Origin of the sequence: Cellulophaga lytica DSM 7489, from assembly GCF_000190595.1 — a bacterium.
Lineage (GTDB): Bacteria > Bacteroidota > Bacteroidia > Flavobacteriales > Flavobacteriaceae > Cellulophaga > Cellulophaga lytica.
In genome coordinates, this window is the sequence record NC_015167.1 from 3,584,726 (window position 1) to 3,609,311 (window position 24,586).

Sequence of the window (24,586 nt, forward strand, 5' to 3'; positions counted from 1 at the left end):
TATGGATTATACCTTTGACAAAGATATATTAGATGGCCTTACTGCGCCAAAAAAACACCTATCTTCCAAATACTTTTATGACGATGCTGGAAGCAGAATTTTTCAGGAAATTATGCATATGCAATCATATTATTTAACAGATAGTGAATTTGAGATTTTATCACTTCAAGCCAAACAAATTGTAGATGCATTACAATTTAACGTACCGTTTAACATTATAGAATTTGGTGCTGGTGACGGATTTAAAACCTTTAAACTATTAGAATATTTAGAGAAAAACAACATTGCTTTTCATTACATTCCTATAGACATTAGCAAAGAAGCTATAGATATGCTTACAGATAAGATAAAAGAACGCTTACCAAATGTATCTATTAAGCCAAAAATTGGTGATTATTTTAAAATGCTTAAAGAGCTTAAACAGGACACTACACCCAGTTTACTGCTGTTTTTAGGTAGTAACATAGGTAATTATACTTATGATGAAGCAACAGAACTACTACAGCTTTTTAATAAAAATATGAAACCTAAAGATAAGTTGCTAATTGGTATAGACCTAAAAAAGAACCCTATTACCATACACAATGCATATTTTGATAAAGACGGAATAACAAAACGTTTTAACCTTAACCTTTTGCTACGAATTAACGGAGAGCTAGAAGCAGATTTTAAAATTGATGATTTTGACTTTTATTGCCACTACAACCCTACTAACGGAGAAGTTAAAAGCTATATAGTAAGCTTAAAAAAGCAACAAGTTTACTTAAAAAAACTAGATAAAGTAATCAGTTTTAATCAGAATGAGCTTATTTGGACAGAATTATCTAAAAAATATGATCTTACTGAGATTGAAGAGTTAGCACTAAAAACAAACTACACTGTTGCAACCAACTTTTTAGATTGCAAACATTACTTTACTGACAGTCTATGGGTTAAATAAAAGTATATAAAAATTGAAAAACACAAAACTTGGATTAGGTCTAGCAGCATTAGGAAGACCAGATTATATAAACATTAGAACAACTAATGTAAATAAGTCTGTTGCAGCATTTAAAGAAAACGCCTTTACTATGCTAGACCACGCCTACGAGTTAGGAATACGGTATTTTGACACTGCACCATCATACGGTAAAGGAGAACAATTTTTACTAGACTGGAAAAATCAAAGAGGACACAAAGACCTTGTTTTAGGCACTAAATGGGGTTATACCTATGTTGCCAATTGGGAAATAGGTTTTAATGGCAAGCATGAAATTAAAGAGCACTCTTTAGCTAAACTAAAAGAGCAATGGCAAACATCAAAAAACTTATTACCAGAATTAGGCATATACCAAGTACACTCGGCTACCTTAGAAAGTGGAATTTTAGACAACACTAATGTCTTAGAAGAGCTGTACACTATAAAAAAAGAAACAGGGTTAACTATTGGTATATCTACTAGCGGAACACAACAAAGCAATGTAATAGAAAAAGCTTTAGGCATAAAAGTTAACGGAGAAGATTTATTTACAAGTTTCCAAGTAACGTACAACGTTTTAGAGCAGTCTACCTACCCTATTTTAAAGCAATTATTAAAAGAAAACAAAACAGTAATTGTAAAAGAGTTTTTGGCTAACGGTAGAGTTTTTAAGAGTGATGCTTTTAAAAACTATCAAAAAAATTATAAAACGCTGGAAGCGCTAGCTAACAACCATAATGTAAGTGTAGATGCAATTGCATTACGTTTTATTATTGATGCATTAGAGCCAACCTATTTGCTAAGTGGTGCATCAAACACAGTACAATTAGACAGTAATTACAAAGCTTTAGATATTGTTTTAAGTAAAAGCGATTTAGAAAAATTAAAACAACTAAAAACTAACCCTAATAATTACTGGGAAGAACGTAGCTCTCTAGAATGGAACTAAGAAGTATGTTTTTTATCTTTTGTAAAACCGTATAAATTCTGTTTTACAAATCCTTTAGGAAAATGCTCATCTCCTTTAAAACCTAAACGTACAGTACCACTATCTTCAGGAATATAATTTGTTTTAAAAATATAATCCCACAAACTTAAACTAATTCCAAAATTAACCCCGTAAGACCCCTTTGGCAATGTATATGCATGGTGATACAAATGCATTACAGGATTATTAAATATATATTTTAACGGTCCCCACGTTATTTTAATATTAGAATGGTTAAAGTGCCCTATTGTTATAGCAAAAAAGTGAACCACAAAAGCTTGCTCAGGTTCAAAACCTCCTAAAATTAATACTCCAAAGGTTTTTAATGGTTTATACAATACGTTTTCCATCCAATGGTAACGCAAGTGAGCTGCAAAACCCATTTCTTTTACACTATGGTGTACTTTGTGAAAATTCCACAATACTGGCAACTTATGCAACAATACGTGTGTAAACCACTGTACAAAGTCTAAAACAATAAAAAATACCAAAAGTTGCAAGCCCATACTCCACTTAGATATATCTACAACAGCCAAGCTTTTTACCGTAATACCAAAAGAACCAAAAAACAACTCTAAAATTTTATAAAAACCACTTATTATTATTGAAAAAACAAAGAAGTTAAAAAACATATAAAAAAAATCTAACCAAAAATCTTTTCTAAATATTGATTGGTTTTTTCGCCAAGGAAACATAATTTCTAATCCCCAAACAAGTAAAGATATAAGTAGTAAACCCCAAAAGTAATTGGTATACCAAGGCACATCAAAAACAATAGATTTCCATGTCCAACTTAATGATCCTGAAAACGCATTTGTAAAAGCTTCTAAATAATTATTCATAACAAAAATAAGAGTCGTAAATATCTGCATTTTCTAACAAACAGAATGCAACATTAGTTACATATTAACTGCATTTAACGTCTGCTAAAAACATTTTTTAACATTTTACCTTTTATTTATTTAAATTTACCCAAAACCAAAAACTATTTATGGCAATCTTAACTTCACTTGGATTAATTTTAATTACTTGTATAATAATTTGGAGAGCCTGTGATGGTTTTGAAATGGCTTCTAATTACTTAGGCAGAAATATGAAGGAAGGCATTAAAGGTGCCACTATAAACGCCATAGGAAGTAGTTTGCCAGAATTGTTTACAACACTATTTTTTTTATTTGTATTAAAAGATAAAGATGGCTTTTCTGGAGGAATAGGTACAACAGCTGGTAGTGCTGTTTTTAATGCCATGATTATACCTGCAGTAGTAATATTAGTTGTTATAGGAAAAAAAATAACCTCTAAAATTGAGGTTTCTAAAAAAGTAATATATAGAGACGGTATTTCTTTAATTTTAGCAGAACTTGCCTTAATTTTTGTAATAAGCGGTACATCTTTAAATTGGATTCATGGCTTAATTTTAATGGCGCTTTATTTTGTTTATGTTGGCTATATGCTGCTCAGTCAAGGGCCAGGCGAAGTAGAAAACGATTACGAAGAAGAAGCCGATGGCGGCAACAGAGCAGTTGCTTTATTTAAAGGAGATTTAGCCACAGTGGTTCTTGGAAATTCTAAAATTAACCAACTAAAAGCCATATTACTATTACTAATATCTGTTTTATTTATTGGTTTAGCTTGTTTTTGGTTGGTAGAAGCTTGCCAAGAGTTTGGTGCCGCTACTGGTATGCCTATTTATTTTGTATCTGTTGTTTTAGCATCTGCAGCTACAAGTGTGCCAGATACTATTATATCTTACAAAGACGCTATGAAAGGAAATTATGATGATGCTGTTGCAAATGCGCTAGGCAGTAATATTTTTGATGTTTGCTTTGCGCTAGGTTTTCCGTTGTTTTTATTTACGTTAATATACGGACCAATAGAAATGAGTGCAGATACTATTGAAAACATTGGTCAGTTACGCGTGTTACTCCTTATTTTAACTATTATAGTATTTTTTATATTTATTTTTTCTAAAAAAGGAATAAAAGGCATACACGCAAAACTATTACTACTACTTTATGTATTATTTGTAGTGTACTCTGTTGGTAAAGGATTAAGTTATGACATACCATTAATTAGTGAAGTTTCTAATGGATTATCACAAATATCTCATTGGTTTACAGCATTATTATAATAAAGTATATTACAAAGAAAGGTGCTTATTACAATATAATAAGCACCTTTCTTTTGTTACAAAACAAAATTAAGTATTACAATTCGTCTTCAGACAAAACAATTAAAAAATCATTTTCTAACAATTCTATTTCTGCGTTTTTAGATAAATTTAAAGTGATACCAAAATTATCATTTAAACTCTTACTTAAGTTACCTTTTCGTATTCCTAAACAAATTTCATCTCTTTGTTGTGCGCAAAAAATAGCATCAGCAAAACTTATTTTCTGCGGAAAAGTATCAAAATAAAGTGTTGCTGGTTTTACATAAATTTCACTTCCGTCTTCAGAAAAAATATCGTCATAAAAAGTTTTCATTAGAGCTTCTTCACTTAACTGCGCTAAAATCATTGTAATTAGCTTATTACTAATTATAAAATCATCTACATTAGTTTGCGTAATAATTTCTTGATTTTCTGAGTTTAAAACTTGCGTTATAATATGTAAACCATCTGCGGTTTCTACTAGTTTACGTAGTAAAAGCAAAATAATTAAAGTATCAGAATCAATTTTATCTGCAGATTGCTCCTCCATACTCTGAGACAATATTACAACGGTATCATAACTGGCAGGTTTAATTTCTTCAAGCTTATGTAGATCTAAAGGGTTAGAGTTGTGTAAATTGATATTAAAATCTGGATACAAACCTTTTATTTCTGTTACAACTTCTGTTAACTCATCTGTAGGATTATCAAATAAAATATCAAAATCAGAACCTTCTAACAAATAATCTGTAGCCTCTTCTATAAAAACTTCGGCTACTTTATGCCATCCTAAAATTAAAATTCTTTTTTTCTTTTGTTCTAAACGAACATCTATAATTTTTTTATCTCTATTAGGAAAAAAATGTTGTTTTCCTTCAAAAGAAATAGTAGAATCATCTTCTGCTAAAATTACCACAGAATCTCCATTAGCAAGTACGGTATTTAACGGTGGCCTTAACACCAAACCTTCCTCTTGGGTATAAATACCAAGCGGAATACCATCTTTTAAATAATAACTTAACTCACCAAAAGGAACATTATTCCATTCATCTTCATAAAAATATATTTCACAACCATCAAAAGACAAAATTTCTTTATAAACAGAGTCTAAACCACTGGTTAAAGAAGTTTGTATTAAAAGTTTACCCATAATATTCCAGCTATCAATAGCAATAATATTATCGTCTTCAAAAAAGCTTATAATATCTCTTTTTTCTTTTGTAAAAATCTCTGCAATAATTGGCAGTTCATTTTTACCATTTTGGCAAGCAGTTATTGCCAAAATAGATTTAACAGATTGTACATCACTAGCTTTCTTTTTACTTAACGTAGCACTTTCAGAACAACTAGCAAGTATAATTATAGACCTGGCAGACTCTAAATTTATACGCTTAAGCTCATTAATATTGGCATAATCTCCTTGTGTAGTAATTACCTCTGTTGTCATCATATCTGGCAAACGTTTGGTAATTAAATTATCCATTTCTTCCTTATCTGTATTAGATAAAATAACTACAGAAGCTTTAGACTCGCTCTCATTTGCTAAAATTAACTCTCTAATTACATCTACAACACGCTCATTCCATCCTAAAATAATAGTGTGGTTGTTTTCTATAACTTTACCTCTACCTTTTCTAAAATCATACAACATAGTATCTAAAGCCGTAGTAATAAAACCAATTAGCATAGACAGTAAAATAACACCTGTTAAACCAGACAAAACCGTTAGTACTTTTAAAAATGTAGGCGCTTCATTATCCTGGTTCATATTTCCAGGGTCTGTCATTTCTAAAAAAGTAACCCAAATATCTCTAAAAACATTTCCAGTATAATCTAAACTTGGAAAAAGATTTATGAGCAATAAACGCAGTCCAACAAGAAATATAAATACAATAATAAAAATAATTAAAAGACTCTTAAATATTGATGAGCCTCCTTTGCTTAAAAAACGTTCTGCTTTATAATTTAAGCGTTCAGAAAAAGAGTTTTTCATAAATAAAGGTTGGTTTGTTTAGTTTTAAAATTTTGATGTATTTTTTTTTCTCAGCTATTAACTTTTTATTCTTTTTGCTGTAAAAACCTCATAATCCTCTTCATCTAAAACAACAACCTATTATCATTAAATATTAACAAGTTAAAGTTTACGTTTGTAGCTTTTTAAAACTACAAAAACCTACACTAACACTAAGTGCTTACATATCAAAGCATTACATCTTAAAGACTAGATTTTAAGACTGATTGTAAGAGTAAAATGTTTGTATAAACTTCTGTAAATCAAATTACTATTTAAGTTAAAATAACAGATTTATTAAAAAGATATTGCACTAAAGGTAAATTTCTTAACTAAATGTTAATACAAAAGTTAAAAAGAAGAATTATTGATGAATAAAACATAGTGTTTATGTTAATAAAAGAAATGAAGTATCAAAATCTAACCTAAAACAGCAATTAATCAAGATTTTACACATTATTTAATTCACACAACTTTAATAGTAAATATGAAAATACTCTTAAAAAAGAATATAATTTAAATTTAATTTATAATTATTAAGCGCTAAAACTGCTTTTTTAACAAACAATAATATCTGTATAGTTATATCCTCTTTTTTTAGTACTTTTCAGATTACAAGAACAATTAAAAATCCAAATATGAAAAAACTAGCATTTATAGCCTTAGCTCTGGCTATAAGCTGTAATTCTACTCAGAAAACTACAGGAGAAAAGAAAACGGAAAAAGCTGTAGAGGCCAATCCAGAAACTTATGGTAAAACTATTACTGAAGCCGAATTAAAAGCTCACTTATACACGTATGCATCTGACGAGTTTGAAGGACGTGAAACAGGTAAACCAGGACAAAAGAAAGCTATAGAGTACATAAAAAAAGAATACGTAGGCTTAGGTATTAAACCTGCAAAAGCAGATGGTAACTATTTTCAGGATGTTCCCTTAGAAATTTCTAAGCTTCCTACAGGTTCACTTAGCGTTAACGGTAAAGAATATAAATTAGGAGAGGATTATGTTGCTACAAGTGCTGCTACTGGCGACTACACTAATGTTGTATATGTTGGTTACGGTATAGATGAAGAAAACTACTCTGATTACAAAAACTTAGACGTTGCAGATAAAATTGTTGTAGCTAAAGTTGGTGAGCCTAAAAATGAAGACGGTACATATGTAGTATCTGGCTCTACAAAAAAATCTTTATGGAGTAATGCTTCTGAAGCTTTAGCAAAACGTGTAGAAGTTGCTAAAGAAAAAGGTGCCACAGGTATTATTTTTTATGATGAAAGCAACTACCCAAGATACCAACAATATTTTGCTCAAATGCAAAAAAGTGGTAGAGAAAGAATTTCTCCTAAACCAGCTACACCTAACAAATTTGCCACTATTTTAGTTAATAGTTCTTTAGCAAATGCTATTGTTGCAAACATTGCTACAGACAACACTCCTAAGGTTGTTAGCACTACTTTAAATGTAGATTTAAAAAGTGGAAACAAAGATGTTAAGTCTGAGAATGTTGTAGCTTACATTAAAGGTTCTGAAAAACCAAATGAATACCTTGTAATATCTTCTCATTTAGACCATATTGGTGTATCTGCAGACGGACAAATTAATAATGGTGCTGATGATGATGGTTCTGGAACTGTTGCTTTATTAGAAATTGCTGAAGCATTTAAAAAAGCAGAATTAGATGGTAATGGCCCTAAACGTTCTGTTGTATTTTTACATGTAACTGGTGAAGAAAAAGGTTTACTAGGATCTCAACACTATACAGATGTAGACCCAATTTTTCCTTTAGAAAACACTGTTGCCAACCTTAATATTGATATGGTTGGTAGAATAGATCCTAAGCGTGAAGGAGACAGAAACTACATTTACCTTATTGGTTCTGATAAATTAAGTACTGAATTACATAACTTATCTGAAGAAGTAAACAAAAAATACACAAACGTTGTTTTAGACTATACTTATAATGATGAGAACGACCCTAACCGTTTTTACTACAGAAGTGACCACTACAACTTTGCAAAAAATAATATTCCAATTATTTTTTATTTTAATGGTACTCATGACGATTACCACCAACCGTCTGATACGCCAGATAAAATTAACTATGACTTGTTAGAAAACAGAACTAGATTGGTTTTTTATACAGCATGGGAAATTGCAAACAGAGCAAACAGATTAGTTGTAGACAAAGCTACAGAATAAGGCAAACAACTTAAACACAAATAAAAACCTCTGCTTATTTAGCAGAGGTTTTTTTATAGATTAAAATTAAGTTTTTAAAACAAAAAAGCCTCATCAAAATTGATAAGGCTTTGCTTTTGGGTGGAAGACCGGGTTCGAACCGGCGACCCTCGGTACCACAAACCGATACTCTAACCAGCTGAGCTACATCCACCATTTGTAAGCGGATGCAAAGATAATTTTTTTTATTTTATCTATCAAACAATTTTGCATCATATTTTCACTAATTTAAAAAATAGATTGTAATGTGCTAATTATCAATATTTATCGTAATTTTACCCCTGTGCTTTATTTTTTTAAAGTCGATGATAGGTTAAAAAAAACAGTTCAAACACACAAAAAATGACATTTCACAACATAAATTAGTCAAAGCATAAGCTTACTTATAAATTCACGTTTAAGTTATACCATAAGAATATTAAAAAAATTAATGCCTTCAGAAATTAAAAACAAAGTGTATTTTTTAACTAACAAAAAGCTGTTTTTTAAGTTAGTTTTTACGTGTATACTACTTTTTAGCTGTACAATAAATGCTAGCGAGGGCAAAACTCCCAAAGTTAGTAATGATATAGTGCCTAAAGACACTATATATGTAAACACTCTAAATAATAGAGCCAAAAGGTTACGTTTTTACAATTCAGACAGTTTATTAAGTTTAGCTAATGAGGCTTTAAAACTTAGTGAACAGTTAGAATATAGCTACGGAATAAGCAATGCCTTGCTACACACCGCAAATTATTACTCTGATGCCGGAAATAGTAAAAAGGCTAATAAATTATACAACCAAGCATTAGAAGAAAGTAAAAAAATAAATGATAGCCATTTACAGCTATCTATTATGAATAATTTTGCACAGTCTTATTATTACTTTGGAGATTATGCAAATTCTTTAGCCATCTATTTAGAAGGTGTAGAACTGGCAGAAAAAAGCAACAACAACAGAATGCTTTCTGTTATGAATGAGAACATTGCTAACCTCTACTCTGCCCAAAAAGATTATGACCAAGCCTTACTATTTTTAGAAAAGTCTTTAAAACTTAATTTAACTTTAAAAAACGATTTTAATTCTGCAAAAACATTATGTAACTATGCCTATCTACAAAGTGAAATAGGAAACATTAATAACGCAATGTTTAATATTAATAAAAGTATAAGCATTTTTGAAGAATATAATAACATAAGATGGATAGCCAAATCATACAGAGTTAAAGGAGATATCTATTTAAAGCAAAAGAAATATGAATGGGCCATTCGTTGGTATGATCAGAGTTTTCATTTATATGACCAAATTAAAAACAACAGAGATAAATTAACCTTATTGAGCGGATTGGCGTATGCCCATTTTGGCAACAACAATACAGATACAGCAGAATTATATGCACTTACAGCTTATAACAATTCTAAAGAACTTAATTCTATAAAAAACTTAGAAAGTGCTGCAGATATTTTATACAAAATAAATAAACATAAAAAAGATTTTGAAAAATCACTTTTCTTTCACGAATTATATGAAAAAGTAACCGACTCATTATCCAGAAACGAAAACAAGCGCAGCTTGTTAATGCTACAGACAAAAATAGAAAGAGATAAACAAAAAGAAACTAAAGAAGTAGTAGACAAGTTAGAAAACGCTAAACTAAGGAGTGCTATATACATAGGTTCATCTATTTTAATAATATGGGCTATTATTACATTTATGATGTCTAGAAGTAGAAAAGCGCATAAAAAGCTTAACACAGAGTTACAGTTAAAACAGGTTGTTTTAGAAAATAGAGAGGAAGAATTACAAGAAATTAATGAAACCAAAGACAAGTTATTTTCTATAATTGCACATGACCTAAGAGGACCAATTGGCGCCTTGTTAGATGTATTAAAAATGATGAAATCTGGTGACTTAGCCATAACTGAATTTAGAGATTTTGTACCTAAATTAATTAAAGACGTAGACCATATTTCCTTTACCCTAAATAACCTATTATCTTGGGGGCAAACACAAATGAATGGTGCTACTACCAATACAACCCTAGCAGAATTAAATACACTAGCAGAAAACAATATAAATTTATTAGCAGAAACCGCTAAAAAGAAAAACATTACATTAATTAATGAAATCCCAGAAAATACTATAATTTTTTCTGACCCCAACCAAATAGATATTGTTATTAGAAACATAATTAGTAATGCGCTTAAGTTTACACCAAAAGGAGGCAAAATAACAATAGACGCCCAAGAAAAATACCAATTTATTGAAGTTACTATTAAAGATACAGGTATTGGTATGAGTGAAGAGGATTTAAGCAAAGTATTTGCTTCAAATCAAAGTCACACTACTTTTGGTACTGATAATGAAAAAGGTACTGGTTTAGGAATTTCTTTAAGTAAAGAAATGGTAGAAAATAATGGTGGAAATTTATGGGCAAAAAGTAAATTAGGAAAAGGAACTATTTTTTATTTTACCGTTCCTAAAGGAGAAGACAATTATCAATACACCCTATAATTTGATGATTTATTTTAGTATTCATAATCTAGCTCTGCAAATAATATACAAATTGTATTTTTAGATTAAAATACTTGTTAAACTCATTCGTTATCAATATATTGCTAGGCATTTTTACCCATTTTTTACCAGAATATGAACGCAGGTTTACATAATTATTTACACAAAAAAATTCTTCTGTTTACTCTTGTATCTTTTTTAGTGATAACTGGTAATTCGCAGACTAAAATTGACAGTATTACAGATTTAGTTGAAAAGGCTTCAAAAAACATAAAATCAAAGGAAGACAAAAAACACTATATAGATTTACTCACATCTTTATCAAGCCACTACACTTATGATAATATTGATAGCTTAAAATCTATTTCTGAAAGGGTTTACAAACTAAGTAATACCATAAATTATAAAAAAGGAAAAGCAGATGCAATAGCTCATTTAGCATATTACAATTCTTATCAAGGAAACTCAGAATTAGCACTACAGCAATTAAAGGAAGCTTTAAAACTTGCAAGAGAAGGAGACTACATTAGAGGACAAATAAATATTTTAAACCAAATAGGATCTGAAAACGCTTACATAGGTAAAAATAGTGATGCGCTAAAAGCATACTTAGAAGGTTCTGACATAGCATTGGCCAATAACAACAAAGTACTACTTTCCTTTATAAAAGACAACACTGCAAGCTTATATGCAACTCAAAAAGATTACAAACAAAGTATAGCTCTTTACAAAGAGGTTGACAAGTTGAATAAAGAAATTGGAAACCCAATATATATAGCAGAAACACATGCTAATATGTCTGATATATATATTAGAACCAATCAATTAGATTTAGCTACAAAATACATAGACAATAGCATAGCTACTTTTGAAAAACATAATGATAAAGAATGGCTATCCTACTGCTACATTAACAAAGCAAGAATTTTAATACAGCAAAATCAACCCAAATTTGCTTTAAAATGGCTAGATATTAGTGAAAATATTTTAAATGACTTAACAGATGACCGAACTGTAGTGTCTTTAGAAAATGCAAAAGCCAAAGCTTATTTAGGTTTAAAACAAACAGACAAGGCTGAAGAATCTGTTAATAAAGCTATAGAAATTGGATCTAGGTTTAACTTACTTGAAGAACTTGAAGAAGCGTACGAAACTCTATACCTAATACACAAACAAAATAATGATACTGATTTAGCTTTAGAGAGCTTAGAGATGTTTAAAAAAACATCTGACTCTATCTTAAGAAGAGAAAATAGCAACAGTTTAGGCGCTTTTAAAACAAGAACTGAATACGAAAGACAAAAAAGAGATACAGAAGCTGATGCTAAAAAAGAGATAGATAAGCACCAGAACTATCTTTATATAGCAATTGCTGCCTTGGTAGTATTAAGCTTTATTTTATTACTTATAAAAATTCAGGCTAATACTAGAAAAAAACTGTATAACCAATTAATAGAGCAAACTAAGGTTTTAAAAAAGAGAGAAAATGAACTAGAAAATATAAACAAGACTAAGGATAAACTCTTCTCTATTATTGGACACGATTTAAGAAATCCAATTGCAGCATTACAAAGCCTGTTAGATATGTTTGTTGCTAAAGATGTAGAAGCTGAAGACTTTATGCGGTTTATACCCAAATTGAAGAGTGATGTAGATGCATTATTTTTTACACTAACAAACCTACTTTCATGGAGTAGAACACAAATGAACGGAGGCTCTACCACGCCAAGCAATGCAAAAATGTACAACTTAGCACATAACAATATTAATTTACTTGCAGAACTAGCAGAAAATAAAAATATAAAAATAACCAATACAATACCAGAAAATGCCATTATTTGGGCAGATAAAAACCAGATGAGCGTTGTGGTGCGTAACTTGCTTAGTAATGCAATAAAGTTTACCAAAACAGGTGGTAATATTATAATTAACGCAAAAGAAACTACAAATAGTTGGATTATTAGTATACAGGACTCTGGTATAGGTATAAAACCAGAATTAATTGAAGAATTGTTCTCTAATGATAATGCCATTGCTGTATCTTATGGTACAAACAATGAAAAAGGAACCGGTTTAGGACTTCCTTTATGCAAAGAAATGATTACAAACAACCAAGGTACTATCTGGGTAGAAAGTACCTTGGGAGAAGGTAGTACTTTTTATTTTGAACTACCAAAAAAAGAGATTTAACTCTTAAATTAAATCACTTAAGCTATTTACACCCGGGTAACGTTCTACAGTAAAACCCTCTGCGTGGTCTACCCCTATTAACCGGCCTAAATCTTGAGCTCTGTAAGTTACACTTTGTAAAAAGTTCTGACTGGTAATAGGTGTTTGTGGCGCCTTACTATTAGTATCATAAAACTGTGTTTTGTAAGCTAAAACAGACTTTACCTTAGTATCTATAAAACCTGTAACATCTACAACAAAATCTGGCTCAATATTTTTCCATTGTATATAATGATAAACGTGCTTAGGTCTCCATTTTTGTTGCGACTCACCATTTAAGTCTGTTTCAATTTTTAATAATCCACTTAAAAAACAAGCATCACTAACTAACTTACTACCTTTACCGTGGTCTATATGCCTATCATCAATAGCATTACACAACACAATATCTGGTTGGTATTTACGTACCATTTTTATTATTTGTAATTGATGTGCTTTATCATTTACAAAAAAACCATCCTCAAATGCTAAATTTTCTCGTACACTAACCCCTAAAATCTTAGCTGCTTCCGCTGCCTCTTCATCTCTAGTTTCTGCCGTACCTCTAGTACCTAACTCACCCCTTGTTAAGTCTACAATACCAACTTTTTTACCGTTGGCTATTTCTTTTGCTATTGTTGCTCCTGCTCCTAGCTCTGCATCATCTGGGTGTGCCCCAAAAACTAATATATCTAATTTCATTTTATAGTATAATCTATTTTACTTTAGCTAATGCTTGTTCTATATCAACTATTAAATCTTCTACTTCTTCAATACCCACAGAAAAACGAATTAAACCATCTTTAATTCCTTGTTTTTCTCTTTCCTCTGCACTTAATAATGAATGGGATGTTAAGGTTGGAGATAACACTGTACTCTCTACACCCGCTAAACTCATAGATGGCTTTATAAGTTGTAATGCATTTTGGAAATCCATAGCATCTATGTCGTTCTTAAGCTCAAAAGATAACATACCTCCAAAACCTTTCATTTGAGACTTTGCTAGCTCATGATCTGGATGCGACTGTAAACCTGGATAATACACCTTTTCTACATTTTTATTTTGATGTAGATATTCTGCCATTTTTTGTGCATTTTCATTTTGTGCTTTTACTCGTATTCCCATAGTTTTCATACTACGCTCTAACAACCATACTGTATAATCACTTAAACTACCTCCAAAATTTTTAGCTAGCTGAAAAATCTTATCCATATTTTTAGCTGATGATGCTACAGCACCTGCACAAATGTCTGAATGTCCGCCCATATATTTAGTAGCACTGTGTATTACAACGTCAATACCAAAATCTATTGGATTTTGATTAACAGGACTAGCAAATGTATTATCTATCATAGAAACCAAATTATGCTTTTTAGCCAATAAAGCAACAGCTTTTAAATCTGTAATAGTTAGTAAAGGGTTAGATGGTGTTTCTATATAAATAACCTTGGTATTTTTTTTAATTTTAGCTTCAAAATCTTCAGGTTTTAAGCCGTCTGTTAAAGAGTATTCTATTCCAAACTTAGCAAACTCTTCTTCAATTAAATTATAAGTACCTCCATATAATGTTTTTTGCAAAACAATATGATCTCCAGCGTGTAAAAAAGCCATTAATGATGTGCTTACCGCTGCCATTCCGCTTCCAAAAATTAATCCTGCTTCTGTATGTTCTAATGCTGCAACTTTTTTACATAAGGCTTCTTGGTTTGGAGTATTAAAATACCTTGGATATCTTTTTACATCTACACCTTCAAAAGCGTAAGAAGAACTCATATATAATGGAGACACTGCTCCTTTAAACTGCTTATCCTCTACCTCTCCTGTGTGTGTACAAATTGTATTTAAACCTGCCTTAGATTGCTTCATTTTTATTGTTTTAGTTCTATTTTAGTTGGTCTATCAAAGTTACAAATTTAGAACCTAAACAACCTAACAAATCTATTTTGCATTACACACCGTATATAAATGTAACAACAGTATAAAAAATTGAATAAATACCAACAAATGACATTTAAAACTATAGTTTACAGCATTTTAATATGCAGTTCTTTTATTGCTTGCTCTACAGATAGCGAATCTACTCCTTCTTTTACAGATGGTAATAATGATATTATAACAGAAGAAATTAAAGAAAGAAACAGAAAAAACGTTGGTTCCTCTGCTAATGATTTACTTTCTAACTCCACTTACAAATCTACTGTTTTTGAAATATTCTACGTAAAAGATTACAAACCTACAGATGAAACTATAGAGAACTTTAAAAAATTTGTTACAGAACGATTAAATAAATCTAAAGGATGGGAATTACGTCTTGAAGAAATAACGGTTCCGGCAAAAACATCCTACACTGTAGATGATATTATTGCTATGGAAAACAACCTGCGTACCCAATACAATACAGATGATAAAATAGCCGTTTTTGGTATTTATTTAGATGCGGAATATGCTAATAACACAGAAAACGGATCGGTTTTAGGTATTGCTTACCAAAACACATCTTTTGCTATTTTTGAAAACACCGTTAAATCGTTTAGCAACAAACCCTTGGCTCCTAGCAGGACAGTACTATCTTCTACTGTGCTTAATCATGAATTTGGGCATTTACTTGGTTTAGTTAATGTTGGTTCTAACATGCAAACAGATCACCAAGACACTGCACACGGCAAACATTGTAATGTAGAAGATTGTTTAATGTTTTGGACAGCAGAAACAGGTGAGGGACTTTTAAACTCCATTACTGGAGGTCAAATACCAACGTTAGATCCACAATGTATAGCTGACTTGCAAGCTAATGGCGGAAAGTAAACTACTTAGAATAGTTTACTTTATACCTCCAGTAACTTATTGCGCCAAGTATTGCTACACCTGCTGCTGTATACCATATAAACATTGGGGTAATTACCTGTGCACCACTAGCATAACTATGCAAACCTGCTAAGTAAAAGTTTACCCCAAAATATGTCATCATAATACTTGCAAAAGCTACTATACTAGCAAAATTAAATAACCATCTGCCGCGCAAGCCAGGTACAATTCTCATATGCACAACAAACGCATAAATCATAATAGATATTAAGGCCCAAGTTTCTTTAGGATCCCAGCCCCAATAACGTCCCCAACTTTCATTTGCCCACATACCGCCTAAAAAGTTTCCTATAGTAAGCATAACAAGTCCTGTTGTTAAAACAAGCTCATTAATTATAGTTAACTCTTTTAAGTTAAGATCCATACGAGCTTTGTTCTTTTTATTTGTTAGTATTATTAAAATTAACGATGTAACACCTAGAATCATCCCCACAGTTAAAGGGCCGTAACTACCCACAATTACAGCAACGTGTATCATTAACCAATAACTATCTAATACAGGCACTAGGTTAGATATAGATGGATCTACCCAGTTTTGGTGTGCTATCCATAACAACATTGCGGTTACAAATGTAGCTGCGGCAATAGTTAAATTACTTTTACGCGCAAACAGTAAACCCATTCCTAAGGTTGCCCAAGCCACATAAATAATACTCTCATAAGCATCACTCCAAGGAGCGTGCCCAGAAATATACCAACGCAAAATTAAGCCTGCCGTATGCCATATAAACAATAAGTATATTGTTCCTTTAAAAAAGTACACAGCCACACGCCAAATACTACGGTCTTTAAAAATTTGAAAAACAAGAATAAAGAACAACAACAAGCCTACAACCGCATAAGACTTATATAGGACATTAAAAATATTTAGCTTATTGTACACTACCTCTATTTCTATTTTTCTGTCTGATGGTAATACTTCTTTTCCGTGGTTTATTTGATTTTGTTTTAAACCAGCTAACATTGTATCAGCTTTTGTATAATCTTCAGATTCTCTTGCTTTTTGCAATTCTAATAAATAATAAGGTATAGCATTTTTTATAAAATTATCGTACAATTCTTCTTGCACAGGAAACTGACCATTATTACTTCTATACTCTAAAGCAGATATCCATTTATTATTATCTACACCTAGTAACGGAAAAATCTTTAAAATTTCTCCACTTAAAGCTCTGTTTAAAAGCCCTAATCTAATATTAACATCTTTATAATCTTGCTGAAATTTATTAGGGTTATTAGTTGCAGTAGCTTCTACCAAAAACGGATCTAACTTGTAACTTTGCTTTTCATCAAAAAAGTCCATTAAAGTTGCATATCGTTGCCCAGCTGGCACACCTATAACTTTACGTATACTATCATTATATCCTTTTTTATCAATAGCAATAATGTGTGCATTAGCCCACAATTGTTGGTTAGACATCATTGATAAAAACACTTGATCTGATGTTAAGCCTAAATACTTATCTTTTAAACTTAGCTTACGTAATAGCTCTGATGTAAAAGTGTTTATAGGTTTCATACGCCCACCTTCATCTTGTATTACTAGCTTACCAAATTCCTCTGCATGTTCTTTAGGTACCGCAGTTGCTAAAATAATAGAGTCTACAACCTCTGGACTTGGTACAGCTGAGTGATTATGGCCATCACCAGGACTATGATCTTGTGCATTTACACTTTGAGAAGTTAAACTTAATAAAGCACCTAAAATTAAAACAGATGTAAGTTTTGCTTTTTTAGCTTTAATTTTATTTAAAGAAGCTCCTAAATCTTTAAACCTTGTTTTTCCAAAAAACATAATCCCCATTAAACCTGCATATAACATAAAATAACCAATATAAGTAATCCAAGTTCCCCATTGGTCATGATTAACTGATAACCTTGTTCCTAACTCATCAGGATCAAAACTAGCTTGAAAAAAACGATAACCTCTATGGTCTAATATATGATTCATAAAAATATCATAGTCAAAAGGTTTTTCATCTTCAATAGTTACCTTACTCATAAAAGATGCATAACCTTTTTCTGTACCAGGATACTTTTCAGCTATAAAATCATTTAATTTAATAGCAAAAGGCAACTCATGAATTTTAGATCCGTAAGACATTCTAAATTCTAAATCGCCAATTTTAAACGGATCAGAATACTGCATCATTCCTTTAGATCCTAATAGTTTTTTACGTACAGTATTGCCATTTACAGTAACATCTAAAATTAGCGCATCTGGCATATTTTCTGTACGCTCTTCGTCTGGAATACGTATAATTCCGTTTTTACCTTTAACCAAAGAATCTGGCATAACAAACTGCATATTTGCCATTTGGTATAAAGAACGCAATTGTAGTTTTTGTACTGTATCTTTTTTAACACCACCTTCTAACCTGTCTGCCATACGCATAAATGTCCCTTCAAAAGGAGATTGTATTGTATAACTAGAGTCTGTTGCAGTAATATTAATAGCTCCTTCTGTAGGCTTATTTAAAGCAAATAACACATTGTGTATACTTTGCACTACACCTTCTTCTAAATAATGATCATGGCGTCCACCACTACTAGATTCTACTATTTTTAAAAAGTTTTTTCCTTCATCTCCAATTATTAAACCTTCTTTAGCACCATCTATAAAACCAGCATATGCTATAGTATATTCCGTTTTATCAAAATTAGTGTGTATTGGTAAGTCAGATTTTAATGCTTCTGCTGTAACAAGAATAGGATATTCACTCTTTTTTTGCATTTTTACACCATCTTTTTCACCATACACAATTGTAGAGATGTATGTTTTATCTGAAAAGAATACGTTTTCTGTTTCACCTTCACGTATAGGCATCATTCCTTCATAACTAATATACCTAGTTACAAAAGCACCAATAATAATAAAAATCCAAGAAAGGTGTAATAATAATACTGCCCATTTTTCTTTACGTAACAAGTTGTATCTAGCTATGTTTCCTATAAAATTAATTACAAAAAAGACCATAATAGCCTCAAACCAAACTGTGTTGTAAATCCATATTCTTGCTGTATCAGTGCTATACCAGCTTTCAATAAATGTCCCAAAAGCCATTGCGGTAGCAAATGCTATGAATAAAAATGACATTAAACGTGTAGAAAAAAAGAACTTCTTAATTAAATTTATCATCTTGGATAATAGTAAATGAATTGGTTTGCAAAAATACGCCCTTTTTGTGTTTTTTTATACCTAAAACAACAATAAATGTGTTAATGAAAACCTAATGTTTAAACTGTTTATGAACTAGTGTTTTGTCTAGCGTTAAAAATATGAATGTGAATATTAGACCCCATATTACGAGCTCTGTTTTTAGCTATATTAACATTGTCTCCTTCAAAAAGTTCATCTAACGTTTCTAACCAATAATTTAACCAGATACCAAAATGCATTTCGTTAATTGTATTATTGGTGTAATTATCTACTTTATTGTGTACCGCTATAGGGTTACCTTTATAAGTACCACGCTCTATAAATAACTGATTGCTCCAAAAATTAGTAAGATGCTGTAAATGGTGATCCCAATCTGTTATTATACCATTAAAAATAGGACCTAAAGTTTCATCTTTGCGTATTTTACCATAAAAAGATGAAACTAATAAAAATACATTCTCTTTGGTTGTGAGCTCAAGTTTTTTCATATTACAAATACTATTTAATACATTAGCAAATAATTAAGCCTGTATTAGTTACAAAACTAAACAACAAAGCCTTAATAACAGTTAAAAAAGTAAAATTATGTTTAATAGTATACCGCTTAAAAAGTATATTTATCACACCCTTTTTTTGGTGTTATTAACTTGTAATATTAGTTGTTCTAATGAAGACGACTCTAGCTCTACAGAGGAAAATGCAGCAAAAGGCAACTGTATAGAAAATGGTGCTAAAATTACCATTGCAGGCAATCATAGTCACACTCTAAACATTACAATACAAGACATTACAAATGGCACACAAAAAAATTATACATTAGATGGTGCTACAGGACATACACATATGCTTACCATAACCGCAGAACATTTTACAAACTTAAAGACTAATAATGCTGTTACACTTGCAACAAGTACCAATGCAGGACACACGCACGCTGTAACAATTGGCTGTAAAGAATAATTTTTTTTAAATAGATTAGCTGTACTTTTGTAGTATGATTAGCGTAGTAATTATAGGAATAGGGAATATTGGCACACATTTATATACTGCCTTTAACAAGTTAAGCAATGTTACCGTTACAATGCTATACAACCGCACAGAAAAAGCATTATTGCCTTTTAAAAATGAGGTAAATACAACTACTGATTTTACAAAATTACCAAACGCTAATGTATACATTATTGCAACTGCTGATGATAGTATTGCTAAAGTATCTACACAATTACAACTGCAAAACAAATTAGTTGTACACACTTCTGGCAGTGTACCAATAAGCGTTTTAAATGATAAAAACCGCAAAGGATCTTTTTACCCATTACAAACCTTTAGCAAAGGAGCTATTGTAGATTTTAAAAGCATTCCTGTTTGTATAGAAGCAGAAAATAAGACTGATGAAGCCTTACTTCTTCAACTAGCAGAAAGTGTTTCTAACAGTGTACATAAAATATCATCGGAACAACGAAAATCCATACATTTGGCTGCGGTTTTTGTAAATAATTTTAGCAATCATATGTACCAAATTGGGCAAGAGATTTGTGAAGAAAACAAAGTTCCTTTCTCAATTTTATCACCTTTAATACAAGAAACCGTTGCAAAACTAAATACCTTATCTCCTTACAATGCACAAACAGGACCTGCAAAACGTAATGATATTGGTACAATGCAACGCCATATAACAGAACTAACTAACAATACGCATAAAGAAATATACAGCGTTATAAGCAAATCTATTACCAATACTTATGGAAAAAAGTTATAAAGAATACCTACACAATATTACCACTTTTGTTTTTGATGTAGATGGCGTTTTTACAGACGGATCTGTACTTATTACAGAAAACGGAGAATTACTACGTAAAATGAATGTTAAAGATGGTTACGCACTAAAAACCGCAATACAAAAAGGCTTTAATGTTTGTATAATTTCTGGCGGTACTAGCGAAGGTGTACGTACTAGATTTAAAGGTTTAGGCGTTAAAGATATTTACTTAGGCGCTCACCTAAAAATAGAACCTATAAAAGAGTACTTATCTACTAATAATATAGATCCTAAAAATGTTTTGTATATGGGTGATGATATGCCAGATGTTCCTCCTATGAAACTTGTTGGTATGCCTACTTGTCCGCAAGATGCTATACCTGAAATTAAAGCCGTAAGTAAGTATATTTCTCAAAAAAACGGAGGTAATGGTTGTGCCAGAGATGTTATTGAGCAGGTTTTAAAAGCACAAGGCAAGTGGAATGATAATTATAGCGCTAAAAACGACTAAATGCTTTCTGAAAAACTAAAAGATTACAACATTATATTGGCTTCTGGCTCTCCTAGAAGGCATCAGTTTTTTAAAGAATTAGATATTAACTTTAAAGTTGATGTTAGACCTATTGAAGAGGTTTTTCCTAATCATTTAAAAGCCGAAGAAATTACAAATTATTTAGCTGCACTAAAAGCTGAACCATTTAAGGCATCTCTCCAAGAAAAAGATATTTTAATAACATCAGACACCATTGTTTGGCATAATAACGAGCAATTAGGAAAACCAAAAGATGCTGCAGATGCTATTAAAATGCTTACAAAATTGTCTGACTCTTGGCACCAAGTAGCTACATCTGTCTGTTTCACATCAAAAAACAAACAAATTACAGAAAGTCATATTACTAAAGTAAAATTTAAAGCACTTAGCTTAGAAGAAATTACATATTACGTAGAAAACTATAAACCACTAGATAAAGCTGGTGCTTACGGTATACAAGAGTGGATTGGCCTAATTGCCATTGAAGAAATTATTGGCTCCTACCCTAACGTTGTTGGCCTACCTACGCATTTAGTTTATAAAACTTTGTTAACTATAGCAAATGCATAACATTTTAAGTAATTTTACTTAAAATGTATTTGTTATGAAAAAATTAGTTGAACTAGGTATAATAGCCGCTACACTATTAGTATCTAATGCGTGTAAAGAAAAAATACAAACCCAAGATGTTGCTGCTGTAACTCCTGAAAAGGTTATTGAAAAAAAAGAACCAAAACCACTGTCTAATCAATTTAAAAAGTATTGGTACAATGGTACTGCAGAAATAACATCATATAATTTAGAACAAGCTAGGTATGGCGAGTTAAGAAAAGGGTCTGCTGTTTTGGTTTTTGTAACAGAGCCTTTTAGCGCTAAAAAACAGGTAAAAGCAGATAACCCAGACAAAACAAGCGTTCCTGTTTTAAAATTAAACAGCACTAAAAAATTCTATACTGGTATTTATCCATACTCTGTTATGTCTAGCACCTTTTATCCTGTTGGCGATAATTCTGCTTCATTAAAAATCACAAACTCTGTACAAGAATGGTGCGGACAAGTTTTTTTTCAGTTAAATAACAAAGATAAATTTGAAGTTTCATCTTTTTCTTATTTTGAAAGTGAAGGAGATAAAAATTTTAGTTTAGATAAAAACATTTTAGAGAACGATTTATGGGCTAAAATTAGAATTAACCCAGATAGTTTACCAACAGGCAAATTACAAATTATACCTTCTTTTCAATATATAAGGTTTTCTCATAAAAAACTTAAGGCATACACCGCAAACATTACTAAAACTCAAAAAGACAACGTAACCGTTTATAGCATAGATTACCCTGACTTAAAACGTAACTTAACAATAACATACACTACTGCTTTTCCGCACACTATAGAAAGCTTTACAGAAACACATAAAAGTGGCTTTGGAACAGATATTAAAACGCTAACCACAAAAGCAACATTAAACAAAAGGATAAACACAGCTTATTGGCAACAAAACAGCAATAAGGACTTACATTTTAGAGATAGTTTAGGATTATGAATGAATTTATAGACACACACCAACAACAACTTATTAATAGCTTAATTTGTTTTATTGCCTTTTTTATTATTCGCTACCTAACTGCTAAAGCAATACATAAAATAGGAAGAATAAGCGACATTAACAGAGTGCGCACCAAGTTAATTATTAGATATATAACCATATTATTTATGGCTATAAGCTTTATAGTTATTGTTTACATTTGGCAAGTAAATTTTGAAGATCTTGGAATTATTTTTTCATCTGTATTTGCCGTATTAGGTGTTGCATTATTTGCATCATGGTCTATATTAAGTAATATTACTGCTGGCGTTATTTTATTTTTCTCTTTCCCTTTTAAAATAGGAGATCGTATAAAAATACTAGATGGAGATTTTGCTGAAGAAGTAGACATTTTAGACATTAAGGCTTACCATATTTACCTTAAAAAAGACAACGGGGAACTCCTTACCTACCCAAACAATTTACTTTTACAAAAAGGTGTTGTACTTATTAATAGAGATGATAATGACGATACTACAGAAGGAGATTACATTTAAAAAGTTGCTGTATGAAAAGAAAAAACAGGCGTAAAGTAAATCCGTATTCTGATAAAAAAAGTTTTAATATTGAAGAGTTTAAAGCAAATTCATCTTTAATAACCTACTCTAAAGAAAGTTATCATTTATTAAAAGGAGAAGAATTAAATCAAATATCTATAACAAAAGATACCTCTGTTATTTCTTGGTTAAACATCTATGGTTTTCAGCATTCGCAAGCTGTACGCAAAATAATTGCAGACAATAATATGGATGAATTTTTAATAAACCTTGTTATAGATAACAACCATAGAAATAAAGTAATAGAACTAGATGATTGCTTTTTTTTAACATTAAAATCTCCTTATTATTCTTCAGAAAGTAACGAAACAAAGTTTGAGCAAATGGTTTTTGTTGTTGGCGAAACCTACGTTTGGAGCATACAAGAGGTAGAAGGAGATCATTTTCAACATTTAAGAGAACGTATAGAAAAAAACCTAGGTATTATTAGAAAAAAAGGTGCAGACTACCTGTTTTACCTACTAATGGAAGCTATAATAGACAATTATTACATTGCTTATGATAAACTTACCGAAGCTAATATTGGTCTAGACAATTTAAATGAAACCAAACCAACACCTGAGTTTGCTTTAAAAGTTGAAAACAACAAAAGACAACTTAACCAAATTAAAAGAATGACTATTAGCATTAAAGATGCTATAAACCAACTAGAAAATATTGATTGTTTTGAGTTTGACATAAAGTATTTTATAGAAATTAAAGAACAAATTGGTTTAATGAGTGATGAAATTGATTTTAACCTAAACCAATTAGATAGCACTTTAAACCTAATGTTTAGTATACAAAACCATAGGTTAAACGAGGTAATGAAAACCTTAACTATATTTTCTGTAATTTTTATTCCGCTTACTTTTTTAGCTGGCATTTACGGTATGAACTTTAAAAATATGCCAGAACTACAAACTGAATATGGCTATTTTATATTATTAGGTGTTATGGTTTTGGTGTCTATAGTATCTATAATATTCATCAAAAGAAAAAAATGGTTTTCATAATTTCTCATCAAAATTTAAAATTGTTAACAAACCTCTTAAAAACGGTGTTAAAGAACCTTTAAAATTCTCTTTGTAAAGCGT

Annotated in this window: 20 protein-coding genes and 1 tRNA gene; 14 read left to right on the forward strand and 7 right to left on the reverse strand. The window is 30.8% G+C overall.

Going from position 1 to position 24,586, the window contains the following annotated elements:
- The first annotated feature begins 1 nt into the window (after window position 1).
- Window positions 2-940 (forward strand): L-histidine N(alpha)-methyltransferase, encoded by a 939-nt coding sequence (locus CELLY_RS15730; protein WP_013622696.1) that lies wholly within the window; start codon window positions 2-4, stop codon window positions 938-940.
- Between the two features lie 13 nt (window positions 941-953).
- On the forward strand, window positions 954-1,907 hold the full coding sequence (locus CELLY_RS15735) for an aldo/keto reductase (RefSeq protein WP_013622697.1): 954 nt from the start codon (window positions 954-956) through the stop codon (window positions 1,905-1,907).
- Here CELLY_RS15735 and CELLY_RS15740 read toward each other — a convergent pair.
- A complete protein-coding gene (locus tag CELLY_RS15740) occupies window positions 1,904-2,788 on the reverse strand; it encodes a sterol desaturase family protein (protein WP_013622698.1) in 885 nt (294 codons plus the stop codon). The genes CELLY_RS15735 and CELLY_RS15740 overlap by 4 nt on opposite strands.
- Window positions 2,789-2,937: 149 nt before the next feature.
- Here CELLY_RS15740 and CELLY_RS15745 point away from each other — a divergent pair, with 149 nt between their 5' ends.
- Window positions 2,938-4,077 carry a sodium:calcium antiporter gene (locus tag CELLY_RS15745; RefSeq protein ID WP_013622699.1) on the forward strand — a complete coding sequence of 380 codons (1,140 nt, stop codon included), beginning with the start codon at window positions 2,938-2,940 and terminating at the stop codon, window positions 4,075-4,077.
- Window positions 4,078-4,153: 76 nt separating this feature from the next.
- Here CELLY_RS15745 and CELLY_RS15750 read toward each other — a convergent pair whose 3' ends face one another.
- The gene (locus CELLY_RS15750; RefSeq protein WP_013622700.1) at window positions 4,154-6,091 is read right to left on the reverse strand and encodes a CASTOR/POLLUX-related putative ion channel; all 1,938 of its coding nucleotides are present in this window, start codon (window positions 6,089-6,091) and stop codon (window positions 4,154-4,156) included.
- A gap of 656 nt (window positions 6,092-6,747) precedes the next feature.
- Here CELLY_RS15750 and CELLY_RS15755 point away from each other — a divergent pair.
- A complete protein-coding gene (locus CELLY_RS15755) occupies window positions 6,748-8,310 on the forward strand; it encodes a M28 family peptidase (RefSeq protein WP_013622701.1) in 1,563 nt (520 codons plus the stop codon).
- Window positions 8,311-8,428: 118 nt separating this feature from the next.
- On the opposite strand, the gene CELLY_RS15760 is transcribed toward CELLY_RS15755, so the two are convergent.
- A tRNA-His gene (locus CELLY_RS15760) sits at window positions 8,429-8,504 on the reverse strand.
- A gap of 275 nt (window positions 8,505-8,779) precedes the next feature.
- Between CELLY_RS15760 and CELLY_RS15765 the strand changes: the two genes are divergently transcribed.
- Both CELLY_RS15765 and CELLY_RS15770 read left to right on the forward strand, forming a co-directional pair.
- The gene (locus CELLY_RS15765) at window positions 8,780-10,846 is read left to right on the forward strand and encodes a tetratricopeptide repeat-containing sensor histidine kinase (RefSeq protein WP_013622702.1); all 2,067 of its coding nucleotides are present in this window, start codon (window positions 8,780-8,782) and stop codon (window positions 10,844-10,846) included.
- 135 nt (window positions 10,847-10,981) lie between these two features.
- A complete protein-coding gene (locus tag CELLY_RS15770) occupies window positions 10,982-13,036 on the forward strand; it encodes a tetratricopeptide repeat-containing sensor histidine kinase (RefSeq protein ID WP_013622703.1) in 2,055 nt (684 codons plus the stop codon).
- Window positions 13,037-13,039: 3 nt separating this feature from the next.
- Here the strand turns inward: CELLY_RS15770 and bshB1 are convergent, their stop codons facing one another.
- Entirely contained in the window at window positions 13,040-13,756 is a 717-nt protein-coding gene (gene bshB1 / locus CELLY_RS15775) for a bacillithiol biosynthesis deacetylase BshB1 (protein WP_013622704.1), read from the reverse strand.
- Between the two features lie 13 nt (window positions 13,757-13,769).
- Window positions 13,770-14,921, reverse strand: a complete 1,152-nt coding sequence (locus CELLY_RS15780) for a trans-sulfuration enzyme family protein (RefSeq protein WP_013622705.1) — start codon at window positions 14,919-14,921, stop codon at window positions 13,770-13,772.
- A gap of 138 nt (window positions 14,922-15,059) precedes the next feature.
- Between CELLY_RS15780 and CELLY_RS15785 the strand changes: the two genes are divergently transcribed.
- On the forward strand, window positions 15,060-15,860 hold the full coding sequence (locus tag CELLY_RS15785) for a hypothetical protein (protein WP_013622706.1): 801 nt from the start codon (window positions 15,060-15,062) through the stop codon (window positions 15,858-15,860).
- A 1-nt stretch (window position 15,861) separates the two neighbouring features.
- On the opposite strand, the gene CELLY_RS15790 is transcribed toward CELLY_RS15785, so the two are convergent.
- Both CELLY_RS15790 and CELLY_RS15795 read right to left on the reverse strand, forming a co-directional pair.
- Window positions 15,862-19,059 carry a cytochrome c biogenesis protein CcsA gene (locus CELLY_RS15790; RefSeq protein WP_034645447.1) on the reverse strand — a complete coding sequence of 1,066 codons (3,198 nt, stop codon included), beginning with the start codon at window positions 19,057-19,059 and terminating at the stop codon, window positions 15,862-15,864.
- Between the two features lie 107 nt (window positions 19,060-19,166).
- Window positions 19,167-19,568: a group III truncated hemoglobin gene (locus CELLY_RS15795; protein WP_013622708.1), complete on the reverse strand. Its 402-nt coding sequence runs from the start codon at window positions 19,566-19,568 to the stop codon at window positions 19,167-19,169.
- A 97-nt stretch (window positions 19,569-19,665) separates the two neighbouring features.
- On the opposite strand from CELLY_RS15795, the gene CELLY_RS15800 reads away from it, so the two are divergent.
- The 7 genes from CELLY_RS15800 to CELLY_RS15830 are packed head-to-tail and all read left to right on the forward strand — an operon-like array spanning window position 19,666 to window position 24,505.
- Window positions 19,666-20,040, forward strand: coding sequence for a hypothetical protein (locus tag CELLY_RS15800; RefSeq protein WP_013622709.1), 375 nt, complete (start codon window positions 19,666-19,668; stop codon window positions 20,038-20,040).
- A 34-nt stretch (window positions 20,041-20,074) separates the two neighbouring features.
- Window positions 20,075-20,839 (forward strand): Rossmann-like and DUF2520 domain-containing protein, encoded by a 765-nt coding sequence (locus CELLY_RS15805; RefSeq protein WP_013622710.1) that lies wholly within the window; start codon window positions 20,075-20,077, stop codon window positions 20,837-20,839.
- On the forward strand, window positions 20,823-21,350 hold the full coding sequence (locus CELLY_RS15810) for a KdsC family phosphatase (RefSeq protein ID WP_013622711.1): 528 nt from the start codon (window positions 20,823-20,825) through the stop codon (window positions 21,348-21,350). Before CELLY_RS15805 ends, CELLY_RS15810 begins: the two co-directional genes overlap by 17 nt.
- Entirely contained in the window at window positions 21,351-21,941 is a 591-nt protein-coding gene (locus tag CELLY_RS15815) for a Maf-like protein (protein ID WP_013622712.1), read from the forward strand.
- 34 nt (window positions 21,942-21,975) lie between these two features.
- Window positions 21,976-22,911 (forward strand): hypothetical protein, encoded by a 936-nt coding sequence (locus CELLY_RS15820; RefSeq protein WP_013622713.1) that lies wholly within the window; start codon window positions 21,976-21,978, stop codon window positions 22,909-22,911.
- Window positions 22,908-23,450, forward strand: coding sequence for a mechanosensitive ion channel domain-containing protein (locus tag CELLY_RS15825; protein ID WP_013622714.1), 543 nt, complete (start codon window positions 22,908-22,910; stop codon window positions 23,448-23,450). The genes CELLY_RS15820 and CELLY_RS15825 overlap by 4 nt, the downstream gene beginning before the upstream one ends.
- Before the next feature lie 11 nt (window positions 23,451-23,461).
- A complete protein-coding gene (locus CELLY_RS15830) occupies window positions 23,462-24,505 on the forward strand; it encodes a magnesium and cobalt transport protein CorA (RefSeq protein WP_013622715.1) in 1,044 nt (347 codons plus the stop codon).
- Window positions 24,506-24,586: the final 81 nt, after the last annotated feature.

Excerpts from the sequence above, each read along its gene's own strand:
- CELLY_RS15750 (WP_013622700.1), bottom strand. The coding sequence starts at position 6,091 with ATGAAAAACTCTTTTTCTGAACGCTTAAATTATAAAGCAGAACGTTTT.
- CELLY_RS15745 (WP_013622699.1), top strand. The coding sequence starts at position 2,938 with ATGGCAATCTTAACTTCACTTGGATTAATTTTAATTACTTGTATAATA.
- CELLY_RS15830 (WP_013622715.1), top strand. The coding sequence starts at position 23,462 with ATGAAAAGAAAAAACAGGCGTAAAGTAAATCCGTATTCTGATAAAAAA.
- CELLY_RS15790 (WP_034645447.1), bottom strand. The coding sequence starts at position 19,059 with ATGATAAATTTAATTAAGAAGTTCTTTTTTTCTACACGTTTAATGTCA.
- CELLY_RS15785 (WP_013622706.1), top strand. The coding sequence starts at position 15,060 with ATGACATTTAAAACTATAGTTTACAGCATTTTAATATGCAGTTCTTTT.
- CELLY_RS15810 (WP_013622711.1), top strand. The coding sequence starts at position 20,823 with ATGGAAAAAAGTTATAAAGAATACCTACACAATATTACCACTTTTGTT.
- CELLY_RS15730 (WP_013622696.1), top strand. The coding sequence starts at position 2 with ATGGATTATACCTTTGACAAAGATATATTAGATGGCCTTACTGCGCCA.
- CELLY_RS15805 (WP_013622710.1), top strand. The coding sequence starts at position 20,075 with ATGATTAGCGTAGTAATTATAGGAATAGGGAATATTGGCACACATTTA.
- CELLY_RS15800 (WP_013622709.1), top strand. The coding sequence starts at position 19,666 with ATGTTTAATAGTATACCGCTTAAAAAGTATATTTATCACACCCTTTTT.
- CELLY_RS15765 (WP_013622702.1), top strand. The coding sequence starts at position 8,780 with ATGCCTTCAGAAATTAAAAACAAAGTGTATTTTTTAACTAACAAAAAG.
- CELLY_RS15815 (WP_013622712.1), top strand. The coding sequence starts at position 21,351 with ATGCTTTCTGAAAAACTAAAAGATTACAACATTATATTGGCTTCTGGC.
- CELLY_RS15770 (WP_013622703.1), top strand. The coding sequence starts at position 10,982 with ATGAACGCAGGTTTACATAATTATTTACACAAAAAAATTCTTCTGTTT.
- CELLY_RS15820 (WP_013622713.1), top strand. The coding sequence starts at position 21,976 with ATGAAAAAATTAGTTGAACTAGGTATAATAGCCGCTACACTATTAGTA.
- bshB1 (WP_013622704.1), bottom strand. The coding sequence starts at position 13,756 with ATGAAATTAGATATATTAGTTTTTGGGGCACACCCAGATGATGCAGAG.
- CELLY_RS15780 (WP_013622705.1), bottom strand. The coding sequence starts at position 14,921 with ATGAAGCAATCTAAGGCAGGTTTAAATACAATTTGTACACACACAGGA.
- CELLY_RS15740 (WP_013622698.1), bottom strand. The coding sequence starts at position 2,788 with ATGAATAATTATTTAGAAGCTTTTACAAATGCGTTTTCAGGATCATTA.
- CELLY_RS15755 (WP_013622701.1), top strand. The coding sequence starts at position 6,748 with ATGAAAAAACTAGCATTTATAGCCTTAGCTCTGGCTATAAGCTGTAAT.
- CELLY_RS15795 (WP_013622708.1), bottom strand. The coding sequence starts at position 19,568 with ATGAAAAAACTTGAGCTCACAACCAAAGAGAATGTATTTTTATTAGTT.
- CELLY_RS15825 (WP_013622714.1), top strand. The coding sequence starts at position 22,908 with ATGAATGAATTTATAGACACACACCAACAACAACTTATTAATAGCTTA.